Source organism: Nodosilinea sp. FACHB-141 (assembly GCF_014696135.1).
GTDB lineage: Bacteria > Cyanobacteriota > Cyanobacteriia > Phormidesmidales > Phormidesmidaceae > Nodosilinea.
In genome coordinates, this window is sequence record NZ_JACJPP010000017.1 from 1 (window position 1) to 13,750 (window position 13,750).

A 13,750-nucleotide genomic window follows, 5' to 3' on the forward strand; every position below is an offset into this window, starting at 1 on the left:
CATGGGTTCATAGTAGGTTTTGGGGCAAGGGTTATAAATACACAGACCTTGCAGATCATTGCCTAATTGTCTCAAGCAGGAGAGCGGTGCTCAAAAGACCCATTTAGAGTAGGAATAGTCAACCGCTGAGCAGGGTGTCATAGACACCCTGCTCAGCGGTTACAAAGAGCTGCCGAGAGATCGTGATGCTGCTTAGAGACTATTTGCGTTCTATAGAAATGGTTTCTGTAAAAGATCCAGTCGCAGAGTAGTTGCAGCGCGGGACAACTACACCTTTACACCCGAGCCAGCAATGGGCCAGCTCCTAATGGCTTTCAACTTTATAAAGCTGGATGGGTGAGAGGGTAAATGACCAGACCCAGCAGAGCGGAAACCAGCACAATGAGTGGCTCAGGCAGCTTCTTTTTGAAGATCAGCAGCAAAGCTAGGGTGACAACAGCCACGATGACTGTGGGAATATCTACCAGCGATCGCTTCCCAAGCACCACCACCGCTCCGGTGATTGCCCCGATCGCCGCTACCGTCACCCCTTCGACAAAGGCCGCTACCCCTGGCTGCTTGCCATGCTTCTTAAAGTACGGTGCTGGAATAATCGTAAATAGATAACAGGGTAGAAACGTCGCCAGGGTCGCCACAATTGCTCCGGCTAACCCCGCTACCAGAAACCCAATAAATCCAACCGTAATAACAATTGGCCCTGGTGTAATCATCGCCACCGCTACGGCATCGACAAACTGTTCAGAATTCAGCCACTGCAACTCATTTACCAATCCACCGTAGAGAAAAGGCACAATCGCTAGGCCACTGCCAAACACAAACGCCCCTGCCTTGCCAAAGAAGGTGAAGATTTGCCAGAGGATGCCTGGATCGGTGACTGGAACAGCCATCAGAGTCGGCAGGAAAGGCACTGCAGCAAAACTAGATAGCCTTTTAGGCCGCCACTGCTTGGGCGGAGCCTTCACTAACCACACCAGCACCCCCGCCGCCAAAATCAGCGCAATTTTTTCAGACTCGGTGATTACCGTGACCGCCGCTGAGACAATGTAAATCGCCCAAAACAGCCAGTCTTGGCCGATAGTTTTGACCGTGAGCTTGTAGCTGCTGTTGGCAATGATGCCGATGACCGTGGCACCGACCGTGTAAAAAATGGCCTGCATCCAGGGCAGGCCCCCATAAATTGTGTAGGCCCACCCCAGCCCCAGCACCATTAAAAAGGCTGGTAGGGGAAAGACTAGCCCCGTCAGCGTTGCGCCCAGAGTGCCATAGTGGACATAGCCCATATAGATCGCCAGCTGCTCCGCTAGGGGGCCAGGGGCCAACTGCGCCAGAGATAGCCCTTCTTTGTAGTCAGACTCAGAGATCCAGCCGCGCTCTTCCACCAGGTCGCGTTTCATATAGCCCACTAGGGCAATGGGGCCACCAAATCCCCAGGTGCCCAACTTGAGAAAGTACAGCACCATTTGCCCCAGCGAGTAGGGCGGCGGCGACAGTTCGGGGTGCTGGTTTGCTGGCAGTGGGGCCTCGGCCATGGGGTGATTCCTCTGGTGACAGAACAATTTCTCTGAAACTATTCAGAAGATGCTCAGTCAAAACTGTAATGCTTGTTTATCTTGTAAGCAACATGTGTTGCACAAAATTTGATGCGCCTGTCTCAGTTTACCGCTCAGCGGCTTGAGGGGCGGAGGAACCTAGCGGAATGGCCCGCTCCTGAGCCAAGGTTGCGTACAGCCCCTCAAACAGAGCAATACCGTGTAACTCTAGGGCAGTGTCAGAGAAATCGGTCAGCAGCCAGCCCCGCAGCAGGGCATCGACCCCCGCAGTCTGGGGCTGGCGGTATTGACCATCGCGCAGGTCAATTTCATGCACAATCTGACCCAGCACCTGCAGAGCTGGATCATTGTCTAAACCAAAGGCTTTAACCATGACCTCAAAGGTGCACAGATTGCCCTGGTGCTGAAAGTCGCCTTTGTCCATATCAAAGGTGACTTCGTCAGCTGCCGCCGTTTTGGCGTAGCGAATCACAGCCTTGGGGTCAATAAATCGACGAATCAGCCAGATGCAGGCCAGGCGATCCACATGGGGACGGGGCCGAGTTACCCACGATCGCTGCTGATACTGGTCTAGGGCAGCGGCGACAATGGCGATCGCCTCCGATACAGGCGTAAGGTCTTCAGCAATCTGGTTGAGACGGGCCATCACCTGCGCCCCTTCAGGGCAGTCAAAGAAGTCGATGCGGCGAATGTCAGCATAGTGCTTGTAGAGCTTTTCGAGGCGCTCGTGTAAATCACCCTGGGCATCAGAGGCAGGGGAGCTAGCCAGCGCTGTAGCCTGGGTCGCTAGCTCGGCGTAGTCGTCGCGTCGAGCGGCTCGAAACCGCTCGACGATCTCGGAGTCGGATAGGCCCTCAAACTGCTCAACCCGCATAATCAGTGCTTCTCCACTGGCTTTTTGCACCTCTTGGGCTAGCCACTGAAACGCTTCGAGGCACTCATCGCGATCGGGCAGCACCTGAACACTGTTGAAGGCGATCGCCCCCAGCCGCTTCAGCCGCCGCCACAGGGTTACCCTCGGGCTCGACGAGGCCTTTGAGGGCAAAGAATAGGAAAAAACCAGCCAGCTCACGCTATGACCTCTACTCAAAGGCCAGAGTAACGGATATAGCTATAAGGAGCAACAGGTGTTGCTACACGCTGGCTTGGCTGGGGCTATTGACCTTTAAAAGGGCTGGCGACGCGCTGATGGTGACCAATGGCCTTGAGCCGCCTATACCCCGAGAAGCAGTTAAATCAGGACTTAAAGTTGTTTCCCTTTCTAGCAAAATTGATATGCCCAATGTCTCTGAGCTTGTGTAGCGGCCCAATGCCGTGTGTCGATTGCACATTGCTCTTAGGAAGGGGCGGGCAGAACCGTATCGTGAGCTCGCAGCTCTGGCAGGGTGAGTTGCTGCGGAGCAAACGTACTCTGCAACGGTTAAGGTACGAGAAACTATAGAGCCCGACGCGATCTTCCGTGAATCACCGTAAAACTTGTATCACGAACAAAGCTTTCACTTGAGTGTTTCCGTAAAAACGCGGATTCTGACTGATGAATTAATTCAGACTAAGGCGACTTGTCCTGGCTAAGCAAGCTCGTATTGGTGTGGCTAAAACAACGTGGACCTTATGGTCTGTGGGGTAATCGCACACTTGTCCGCATCGGGAACTCGATTTTTCAGGGAAAGGGGAGAGTGCTTCTGTTTGAACAGGACATCACGCTTGGCTCAACTCACGCCGTTGAGTTTAGACCTGCCTCAAGCTCACGCATGGACAGTCTCTAGTTCTGCTCAGGGCTCAATTTGAATTTTATCTTAAGGCTTTTTTATGTTCGATCCCGTGCTTAATCTTTCTGACCTTAACGGCAGCAACGGCTTTGTGATTACCGGCATCGCTGCAGATGACAATTCAGGCTTTTCTGTCAGCAATGCAGGCGACATCAACAACGACGGCATTGACGACCTGATTATTGGGGCAGATGGAGCAGACCCCAACGGCAACAGTAATGCTGGCGAAAGCTATGTGGTCTTTGGTGGAACCGGCGTGGGCAGCAGCGGCAGCTTCAACCTCTCTGACCTCAACGGCAGCAACGGCTTTGTGATTAACGGCATCGCTGCGGAGGACAACTTAGGCAGATCTGTCAGCAGTGCGGGCGACATCAACAACGACGGCATTGACGACCTGATCATTGGAGCATTCGTAGCAGACCCCAATGGCAAAAGTGGGGCTGGCGAAAGCTATGTGGTATTTGGTGGGGCAACGGTGGGCAGCAGTGGCAGCCTCAACCTCTCTGACCTTAACGGTAGCAACGGCTTTGTGATTGAGGGCATCGATGAGTTTGACACCTTAGGTTTATCCGTCAGCAGTGCGGGGGATATCAACAACGATGGCATCGACGACTTGGTTGTTGGGGCAAACCTAGCAGACCCCAATGGCACCGTTAATGCTGGCGAGAGCTATGTGATTTTTGGTGGGGCCGGCGTGGGCAGTAGTGGCAGACTCAACCCCTCTAGCCTCGACGGCAGCAACGGCTTTGTGATTAACGGTACGGAGGTGGATGACTTCTCAGGTTTTTCGGTCAGCAGTGCAGGAGACATTAACAACGATGGCATCGACGATCTGATCATTGGGGCACCCAAGGCACTCCCTCCAAGCAGCGCGGGGGCTGGCAAGAGCTATGTGGTGTTTGGTGGGGCCGGCGTGGGCGCTGGAGGCAGCCTCAACCTCTCTGTTCTCGATGGCAGCAACGGCTTTGTGATCAACGGTATTGATGCAGGTGGCATCTTAGGCAGTTCTGTCAGCAATGCGGGTGACATCAACAACGATGGCATCGACGACTTGATCGTTGCGGCAATCGTGGCAGACCCCAACGGCCTCTTTAATGCTGGCAGAAGCTTTGTGGTATTTGGTGGAGCAGGTGTGGGCGCTGGAGGCAGCTTCGACCTCTCTGCCCTCAACGGTAGCAACGGCTTTGGAATCAACGGCCTTAACGGGGGCGATCGCTTAGGCACCTCCCTCAGCGCAGCGGGTGACATCAACAACGATAGCATTGACGACCTAATCATTCGGGAAGGTGCTAACGAGGGCTATGTGGTGTTTGGCGGAGCAACCCTGGGCAGCGGGGGCAGCTTCGACCTCTCTACTCTCAACGGCAGCAACGGCTTTGTGATCAACAGCACCGATGAGTTTAGCAGCATAGGCCCCGCCGTCAGCGCGGTGGGAGACATCAACAACGATGGCATCGATGACGTGATTCTTGGCGCACTTTTTGCAAACGCCAATGGCAACGATAGGGCTGGCAAGAGCTATGTGGTGTTTGGCAGGGCAAGCGCCCCTAACCTTGCCCCCGATGCCGTCAATGACAGTGGCTTCACCGCCAACCAAAGCACCCCTTTGGTAATTTCCGCGACGGCGCTGCTGGCCAACGACACTGATCCGGATGCCAACACCGTACTGCGCGTCACCGCTGTGAGCAGTGCCACAGGCGGCAGCGTAGCGCTGAGCAACAATGACACCCCCAATGACTTTGCTGACGATTTTGTCACTTTTACCCCCAATGCTAACTTTAGCGGCACGGCTAGCTTTGTTTACACCCTCAGCGACGGCAGCTCGAGCGATACCGCTACGGTGAGCATCGCGGTGGGCAAAACCGTCAACGGTGGCAACGGCAAAGACACCCTCATCGGCACCGCAGGCAACGATAACTTGAACGGAGGCAATGGTGACGACGCCCTATCGGGCCTAGCGGGCAACGACACACTGGTAGGTGGCAATGGCGCTGACCGTCTGGTGGGCGGTGCTGGGGGCGATGGCTTAACCGGGGGTAATGGGGCTGACAGGTTTGTCATCTCCAGCTTGAGTGACTCGCTGTTGAGCAACTTCGACCGCATCACTGACCTGAAAATTGGCACCGATGTGATTGATGGTCCTACTGCTGTCAACGCGGCCAACGTAGCAGAGCTAGGTGCAGTTGCCTCTCTGAATCAGGCCGGTATCAGTGCTGTGTTGACGGCGGGTGCCTTTGAAGCCAATCGAGCAGCGACCTTTAGCTTGGGCTCCCGCGCCTTTGTCGCTCTGAACGACAACACGGCCGGATTTCAAGAGGCTAGCGATGCCGTGTTTGAGATTACTGGCTTCAGCGGCAGTTTGACCAGTTTGGCGATCGCTTAATCACTCATCGACCCATTAAACCAGTGAGGTGCAATCTCACTGGTTTTTACCGCTTCTGGCATTACGTACAGTGCGATCGCCTCATCTAAAGTGAGCCACAGAAGTAGGAATAAGGCATTGTTTCTAGTCCTACAGTGGTTGAGATTAGGTCTTCAAACTCACTGGCAGGACAGCAATATTGGCTTAAATTTTTTCGCTATATAAAAGAGCAACTTTACTGTGCAGGCAGGAATTGGTCTGTACTCGCCACAGTGAGAGTGGAGTAATCGCCTGCGCGCAGCTAGCCTATATGTTGTTGCCACAACCAGTCAACGAGAGAATGCGGGTTTCCCGTAGTACGCTTAGGGGCATATCATTAAGCTCGATCGCGGCTATCTTTATTCCACTTCCTTGATAAAATCAAGCACCTGCTGCGCTTCTTGAGGGCGATTTTGCTGTCTTAGCATCTCAGCGCAACGGTGGTAGGTATTGATGATGAACTCAGTAGAATATTGTTGAAACCATGGCTCGCTCAGCTGCTCGCGAATTGGTTTATATACTTCAGCAGACTGCTCAAAATAGTTAATGGCTAAGTCGGTTTGATTCTGCGCAATTAGCGCCTCCGCCATATTGGCAAGCGTTGCTGCTTCAAACACTTCCACTGTAAGCGTAGTTTGCAGCGCTTCAACCCCGCGTTCGGCTTGAAGGATTGGCAAAGCTTGCTGGTAATACTCAATGGCTTGCTGAGGCTGACCTAAGGAATTGTAAGCAAAGCCAAGATGATGGCTTACAAACGCTTCCCCCTCGGGATAGCGTATGGCTCGATAGTTTGACAAAGCTGGCTGAAGATACTCAATGGCTTGCTGAGGTTGATCCCAGAAAATGTAAGCCTGGCCAAGAGTGGTCTGTACGTTCCCTGCGTAATAGCTATCATCCAAAGATTGATAAATGGCCAAGGCTTGCTGAAAGTACTTAACGGCTTGTTGGTCCTGACCCAAGTCATAGTAAACCAAGCCCTGACTATTTAATGCATACGCTTCGTCGTCCCGATCGCCGTTCTGACGAAAAACTTCTAAAGCAGCTTGAAACGATTGCAAAGCTGCTTGATGTAGACCAGCATCATGCTGGTTAATACCTTGGCTCAAAAGGCGCTGGGCTTCTCGGTCTAAGAGGATATCAGGATCTCGAATGCTAGATGGGTGAATTGGGGCAATTTCGATCCGGTTTTCTTGCGCTCGTGTAAGCGGCACAGCAACAGGCGTAAGAAGCGCTAGCGGAAGAATAATCAACAACAGTAACGGTTTGGTGAAGCGCAGGGAGGGTAGAAGCATCTGCTTTCTAAGGGAGGGAGAAGATTATCGCTGACGCTTCAACCGTACTGCGGAGTTACTAAGGCAAACAAGGCTAGAAAAGCTACTTTAAGTAAACAAGTTGATCGGACACTGGTTCGTTAAGACGAGATACATCGAACCCCTCTCATACAAAGATTTCCTGGGTTGATAAGGGATGAGAGCAGAGGCCTATCGCTGTCACCACCACCGTTGCAATTGCCCCATCACTTAAGTTTGAGTGGCCCCTCGCCGTCCTGTAGGCATGGTTACTAACCACTGATTGAGGACGTCCTCAATCAGTAGTTGGTGAGACTTCCGCGCTGGTTCAGACCAGCGTTATACTCAGACCAGTTACGGACTCGGTACTGCATCGGCGTCAGGTTTTGGGTGGTACTTAAACATTAGGCCATCGCCCCGTTCGTAACACCTTACTCATACAGCAACGCCGTTTGGGGTGATAATCTGGGAGTGCATTCCCGGTTGTAAACCTGGCATTCGTTCTCTCTTCTCTAGTTTGGGTCAAACGAGAAATAGTCAGATTGCGTCCAGGTATCTTTAGTCCAGGTGTCTATGGTTGCACTGCTCGGTTATCACCCCCAAGCGCTGCTGTACGAGAGCGCTAACTCGCGGGTGTATCGAGCTACAGCGGCAGCTAACGCCCAGCCCGTGATTCTAAAGGTGCTCAGCCCAGACTACCCGACACCGGCCGAGCTAGCTCGCTACCGGCGGGAGTACGAAATTCTCAGCAGCCTATCCGGGGCGGGCATTGTTCGGGCCTACGGCTTGGTACCCTACGAAAAAACCTTGGTGATCATTCTGGAAGATTTTGGAGCGATCGCCCTGCGCGATGTGATCCACCAAGAGTCCCTCAGCCTAGAGCAATTTTTAGAATTAGCGATCGCTATCACCGCTGCCCTAGCCCAAATTCACGCTGCCAATATTATTCACAAAGATATTAACCCCGCCAATATTGTTTTGAATCGGCAAACCGGACAGGTCAAAATCATTGACTTTGGCATTGCCACCCGTATTAACCAACTCAGCCCCAACCTCAAGCACCCCAACGTTTTAGAGGGCACCCTAGCCTATCTTTCGCCAGAGCAAACCGGGCGGATGAATCGGCTTTTAGACTACCGCACCGACTTTTATTCCCTTGGGGTAACCTGCTTTGAGCTATTGACCCAGCGGCTGCCCTTCTATGCCGCAGATCCCCTGGAACTGATCCACAGCCACCTGGCCAAGCAGCCCCCCGACCTCACAGCCCTCAATCCGGCAATTCCGCCCCTAGTGTCGGCCATCGTGCTCAAACTGCTGAGCAAAAATCCTGAGGATCGCTACCAAAGTGCCCTGGGCCTGCAGGCAGATTTGGAATATTGCCTGGCCCAGTGGCGACAGCAGGGGGCGATCGCAATGGTGCCCCTGGGCCGCGAAGACTATGTTGCCTGGCTGAGCATTTCCCCAAAACTCTACGGTCGAGAGGACGATCTGGCCGCGCTGCTGGCGGCCTTTGACCGCATTGCCACTGGCAACGAGGCCACCACCGAGGCCAGCGGAGCCCAGTCCCAACGCCCAGAAATGATCACCGTCACCGGCTACTCGGGCATTGGTAAGACGACGCTGGTGCGCGAGATCTATCGGCCGATTACCGAGCGGCGGGGCTACTTTATTACTGGCAAGTTTAACCAGCTCCAGCGCACCATTCCCTACAGCGCCCTAGCGGCTGCCTTTAGCGACCTGGTCAAACAGTTGCTGACCGAAAGCCCAGAGGCCTTACAGCAGTGGCAGGCTAAACTGCGGGCGGCGCTGGGAGCTAGTGGCCAGGTGATTGTCGAGGTGATTCCCGCTGTAGAACTGGTGATTGGCCCGCAGCAGCCGGTGTCCGCTCTGGGGCCCGCCGAAACCAAAAACCGCTTTCAACGGGTCTTCCAAACGTTTGTTCGCGCCCTTAGCGATCCGGCCCACCCGCTGGTGATCTTTCTTGATGATTTGCAGTGGGCCGATGCCGGTAGCCTGCAGCTGATTCAGCTGATGCTGAGCGATCGCGACGCCCGATCGCTGCTGCTGATTGGGGCTTACCGCAGCAACGAGGTCAGCAGCACCCACCCGCTGACTATGGCCCTGAAAGGTCTGGCGGCTGGGGGAGTGCCCCTCACCCAGATTCTGCTCCACCCCCTCACCGTCGATCACCTCAGCCAGCTCCTGGCCGACAGTCTCCACAGCGATGCCGACAGCACACGGCCCCTGGCCGAGCTGATTCACCACAAAACCAACGGCAACCCCTTCTTTGCCAACGAGTTTTTAAAGACCCTAGCGGCAGAAAACTTACTGCATTTCGATCTGGATCAGCGCCTTTGGGTCTGGGACATTGCCCAGATCCAGGCCCAGGCCATCACCGACAATGTGGTCGAATTGATGACAGAGAAGCTGCGCAAGCTGGACCCCAAGACCCAAGGAATGTTGCAGTTAGCCGCCTGTATCGGGTCCGGCTTTGGCCTTAACACCCTGGCGGTGATCGCCCAGCAGCCACAGGCGGCGATCGCCGCTGATCTGTTGCCTGCCCTTCAGGCGGGGCTGGTATTAGCGCCCTGTGAACCCGACGACCAGGGGGTAATGCAGACCTACCGCTTTCTCCACGACCGGGTGCAGCAGGCGGCCTATGCCCTGATTCCAGAGTCGCAGAAGCAGCGACTGCACCTGCAAATTGGCCAACTGTTACTCAACGACAGCTCCAGTCGCCCCCGGGCCGATGGTGGCGATGAGACTCTGTTTAGCATCGTGGATCACCTCAACATCGGGCGATCGCAGCTGTCCACCGAGGCTGAGCGCCTGGAGTTGGCCCAGCTCAACTTGCGAGCGGCTCGCAAGGCCAAAGCCTCTACCGCTTACCAGGCCGCCCACAGCTACCTGGCGGTGGGGTTAGACTGTCTGCCCTCCGCCACCTGGAATCAGCAGTACGCCCTCACCCTGGCGCTCCACCAGGAGCAGGCGGAGGTGGAATACCTGATCGGCAACTTTGAGACCTCCAAGCAGATTCTCAACACTATTCTCTGCCATGCCACGGCGGTGATTGACCAGGCGGAGGCCTACAACCTGCTGGTGGTGCAGTCTACTCTCAAAACCGACTACGCTGCTGCTCTAGACTACGGGCGGCAGGCTCTGGCGCTTTTGGGAGTCGAGTTTCCCGCCGACCAGTACGAGGCGGCCTTTGAGCAGCAATATCGGCAGTTTCAAGCTCGCCTGGGCGATCGCCCGCTGTCGGCCCTGCTGGATCAGCCGGAAATTACCGAGGCCGAACAGCGCCTGGCGGTGAAGGTGCTCTCGAATATGGGGTCGGCGGCCTACCGATACCGACAGGTGATCTGGCAGGTGGTGGTCACCGTGTCAATGAACCTCTTTTTGGAGTATGGCAACGGGCCCGAGTCGTGCTACGGCTACTCGAATTATGGCACCCTACTGGGTTCGGTGCTAGGCAACTACGCAGCGGGCTACGAATCTTGCCTGATCTCGATGCAGCTTAGCGATCGCTACCAGAGCCTCACCCAGCGATCGCGCGACTGCTTCATTCTGAGCAATTTCGTCCACTCCTGGGTGCAGCCCCTACGGCTGGCCGATGGAATCAACCAGGAGGGGGTGCGCGCCGGTCTGGAATCTGGGGAATTTCAGTACGTCGGCTATTCCCTCAGCTACCGCATCTCCAATTTGATGGCCCAGGGCAAACCCCTGCCAGAACTCACCGAGCGGGTGCAGGAGGCACTGCTGTTTTGTCAGGGGGTGAACAATCAGTGGGCGATCGATGTGCTGGAGGGCTACCAATTGGTGCTAGCCAACCTGGCCGGGCAGACCGCCGATCGCCTCAGCTTCGATCTGCCAACCCTGACCGAAAGCAATTATCTCCAGGCCTGCGAAGCCCACAAAAGTTATAGCGCTCTGTGCCGCTACGCCATTGCCAAGGCCCTAGCGCTCTACCTGTATCACGCTGATGAGGCGGCCTGGGCCTGCATCGAGCGGGCGCTGGCGTTGCAAAACTATATTTTGGGGGTGATCTCCAACGCCGAGCTGCACTTCTACGGGGCGCTGATTTTGCTGCGCCTGGCCCACAACGCCACCGATCGCCAGCGGGCGGAGTACCAGCAGCAGGTGGCCACCCATTTTGCCAAACTGGAGTGCTGGGCCACCAGCTGCCCCGACAACTTCCAGCACAAGGTCTGGCTGCTAGAGGCCGAACTAGCTCAGCTCCAGGGCAGTTCCCTGGATTACACCCTCGACCGCTACGACCGGGCGATCGCCGCCGCCGCCGCCCAGGGTTTTTTGCAGGATGAGGCCATCGGCCACGAGTGCGCCGCCGACTTCTGGCAGCGCCGCCACAAGCCCGACTTTGCCCGCAGCCACAGGCAAAAAGCCCGCTACACCTACAACCGGTGGGGGGCAACGGGCAAAGTAGAACAGGTAGACCTGCCAAAGAGTGGCAACCCGGAGCGCCCCTGGCACCCCAGCGGCGCCACCACTACTGGATCCACCTCCGGCCAGGCCCTCGATCTGAGCACGCTGATGAAGGCCTCCCAAGCGATCGCCAGCGAAATTGTACTGGACCAACTGCTGGCCCGGCTGATGGAGGTGCTGATGGAAAATGCCGGGGCCCAGCGGGGCCACCTGATGCTAGAGTCGGCGGGCAGCTTTTATATCGAGGCTACCAGCGAGGTCGATGGCGAAACCACGGTGCTGGCCTCGCTGCCCATGGCCGACCGGGTACCCGTGAGCGTGATCAACTATGTGCTGCGCACCCAGGACAGCCTGGTGTCCCACCAGACAACCGAGGCCGCGCTGGGCCAGGATCCTTACATTCAGCGCCATCGCCCCCAATCGATCCTCTGTACACCGCTGATCCACCAGGGCAAGCTCACCGGCATTTTGTATTTAGAGAATCGCCTAGTGGCCGAGGTCTTTACCCACGATCGCCTAGAGTTGCTCAAGCTGCTGTCGGCCCAAGCGGCCATTTCCCTGGAGAATGCCCGCCTGTACACCACCCTGGAGCAAAAGGTGCTGGAGCGCACCCAGGAATTAACTGCTGAAAAGGCCCTCTCTGAGCGGTTGCTGCTCAACATTTTGCCGGAGTCAGTGGCGGAGCGGCTCAAACGGCAGAATCAGGCGATCGCCGACGGTTTTGACGCGGTCACCGTGCTGTTTGCCGACATTGTCGGCTTCACCCGCTTTGCCAGCCAGATTCCTCCTCAACAGCTAGTAGATCTGCTCAACCACATCTTTTCTCAGTTCGATCAACTCTGCGATCAGCACGGCCTAGAAAAAATCAAAACGATTGGCGATGCCTATATGGTGGCCGGTGGCTTGCCTGAGCCCCACCCCGACCACGCCGCCGCCATTGCCGATATGGCCCTGGCCATGCAAGCTGCCATTCAGAAACCCCTGGTCCTATCCACCCTGCCCCAATGGCTGCCCCCTCAAGACATTGCCATTCGCATTGGTATTCATACGGGGCCCGTGGTAGCTGGGGTGATCGGCACCAAAAAATTTACCTACGACCTGTGGGGCGATACAGTTAATGTAGCCAGCCGCATGGAAGCCCAGGGGCAGGGCGGTAAAATTCAGGTTTCCGCCACCACCTACGAACAGCTTAAGGGGCGCTACCACCTGCAGCGGCGGGGAGCGATCGCCGTCAAAGGCTGGGGCGAAATGGTCACCTACTGGCTGACAGGGCCACGCTAAGGCGGGAAAACGGCAATCGCCAACCTGTAATGGAATATGGTGGCGTAGCGCGTCACCAGCGTCGGTCAGATCGAAAAGAGGGCGGCGAAGGAAATAGTTCCAATCGAAATCACTTGAAGAAAAGTCTCCAAATCGCTCCTGCAATATCGCTGTTGTCAGATCGCGCCGCTTGGGTAAGCGCGCTCTTTCGGCGGAGGCCAGTGCGTCGGGTTGCTTTGCTAGGGTAAGGTCAGTGCAGTAGACAGGCGCTCCCGGTTGCATCCGCCAGAAGTTTTTGAGTGAGCCAGCATCGAAGGCATCAAAACCTGTATCTGCCACCAGCGCCATCCCACTTCACGATCCCTGTCCCGATCTGCCGCCACAGGTAAAGCAATACGGCCTAGGCTTCCCGCAGGCTTTCCCTTGTTCGAGAAGGAGCCCGAAACAACGGTGTTCCAGGCTTTGACAATGGGCCGACCCAGTTGTTCAACGACCCACAAGCTCTCGACTTGTCCCGCGTCGATGGCCTCGATCCTGTTGTCGCGCACGGGGTGGTAGTTCGACGTGTCTATGGCAATGGTGTCCTCTAGCACGCCTGCGAACAAGGACGCAACCTTGGAGTAGCTGGTGGAATTGATGGAGAGAATGACAACGTCAACGTCCTGCACGGCTTCTGCGGCTGTAACGGCGCGGGCACCAAACTCCAGCGCATCGACGGGGTAAGATTATGATGCTGCTCTGTGGTGCAGGGCAACTAGTTTAGGCTATTATGCAGCCTGATCATGGGTTAACCCTCACATTTAAGGGCTCAACCTTCTCATTCCATCCAACATGATGAATGCCACAAAACCGTCGTTTCTAAAGAAGAAATGCTTTGATTTTGCTCAATACCCATCTCATATCTATTAATAAACTGGCTTGAAGGGCATCGAGAGGCACCATAAGATTAGAGCGGATCCTATAGCTTGACTAGTCGATATAGTCTTGCCATTTTAGGCCCTAAAGCGTTTGGCTCAAAGAGTCAAAATGGAAGCAGTA

At 55.5% G+C, this 13,750-nt stretch carries 6 protein-coding genes; 2 read left to right on the forward strand and 4 right to left on the reverse strand.

What is annotated here, in order from left to right; all coding sequences use genetic code 11:
- Positions 1-320 precede the first annotated feature (320 nt).
- Both H6F59_RS17955 and H6F59_RS17960 read right to left on the reverse strand, forming a co-directional pair.
- On the reverse strand, positions 321-1,529 hold the full coding sequence (locus tag H6F59_RS17955) for a chromate transporter (RefSeq protein ID WP_190703221.1): 1,209 nt from the start codon (positions 1,527-1,529) through the stop codon (positions 321-323).
- A 127-nt stretch (positions 1,530-1,656) separates the two neighbouring features.
- A complete protein-coding gene (locus H6F59_RS17960) occupies positions 1,657-2,622 on the reverse strand; it encodes a chromate resistance protein ChrB domain-containing protein (protein ID WP_199325862.1) in 966 nt (321 codons plus the stop codon).
- A gap of 737 nt (positions 2,623-3,359) precedes the next feature.
- On the opposite strand from H6F59_RS17960, the gene H6F59_RS17965 reads away from it, so the two are divergent.
- Positions 3,360-5,702 (forward strand): S-layer family protein, encoded by a 2,343-nt coding sequence (locus H6F59_RS17965; RefSeq protein WP_190703224.1) that lies wholly within the window; start codon positions 3,360-3,362, stop codon positions 5,700-5,702.
- 377 nt (positions 5,703-6,079) lie between these two features.
- Here H6F59_RS17965 and H6F59_RS17970 read toward each other — a convergent pair whose 3' ends face one another.
- Positions 6,080-7,012 (reverse strand): tetratricopeptide repeat protein, encoded by a 933-nt coding sequence (locus H6F59_RS17970; RefSeq protein ID WP_190703228.1) that lies wholly within the window; start codon positions 7,010-7,012, stop codon positions 6,080-6,082.
- Between the two features lie 570 nt (positions 7,013-7,582).
- Between H6F59_RS17970 and H6F59_RS17975 the strand changes: the two genes are divergently transcribed.
- The gene (locus H6F59_RS17975) at positions 7,583-12,733 is read left to right on the forward strand and encodes an adenylate/guanylate cyclase domain-containing protein (RefSeq protein WP_190703230.1); all 5,151 of its coding nucleotides are present in this window, start codon (positions 7,583-7,585) and stop codon (positions 12,731-12,733) included.
- 218 nt (positions 12,734-12,951) lie between these two features.
- Here H6F59_RS17975 and H6F59_RS17980 read toward each other — a convergent pair whose 3' ends face one another.
- The gene (locus H6F59_RS17980) at positions 12,952-13,380 is read right to left on the reverse strand and encodes a hypothetical protein (protein ID WP_199325863.1); all 429 of its coding nucleotides are present in this window, start codon (positions 13,378-13,380) and stop codon (positions 12,952-12,954) included.
- Positions 13,381-13,750: the final 370 nt, after the last annotated feature.

Excerpts from the sequence above, each read along its gene's own strand:
- H6F59_RS17955 (WP_190703221.1), bottom strand. The coding sequence starts at position 1,529 with ATGGCCGAGGCCCCACTGCCAGCAAACCAGCACCCCGAACTGTCGCCG.
- H6F59_RS17965 (WP_190703224.1), top strand. The coding sequence starts at position 3,360 with ATGTTCGATCCCGTGCTTAATCTTTCTGACCTTAACGGCAGCAACGGC.
- H6F59_RS17970 (WP_190703228.1), bottom strand. The coding sequence starts at position 7,012 with ATGCTTCTACCCTCCCTGCGCTTCACCAAACCGTTACTGTTGTTGATT.
- H6F59_RS17975 (WP_190703230.1), top strand. The coding sequence starts at position 7,583 with ATGGTTGCACTGCTCGGTTATCACCCCCAAGCGCTGCTGTACGAGAGC.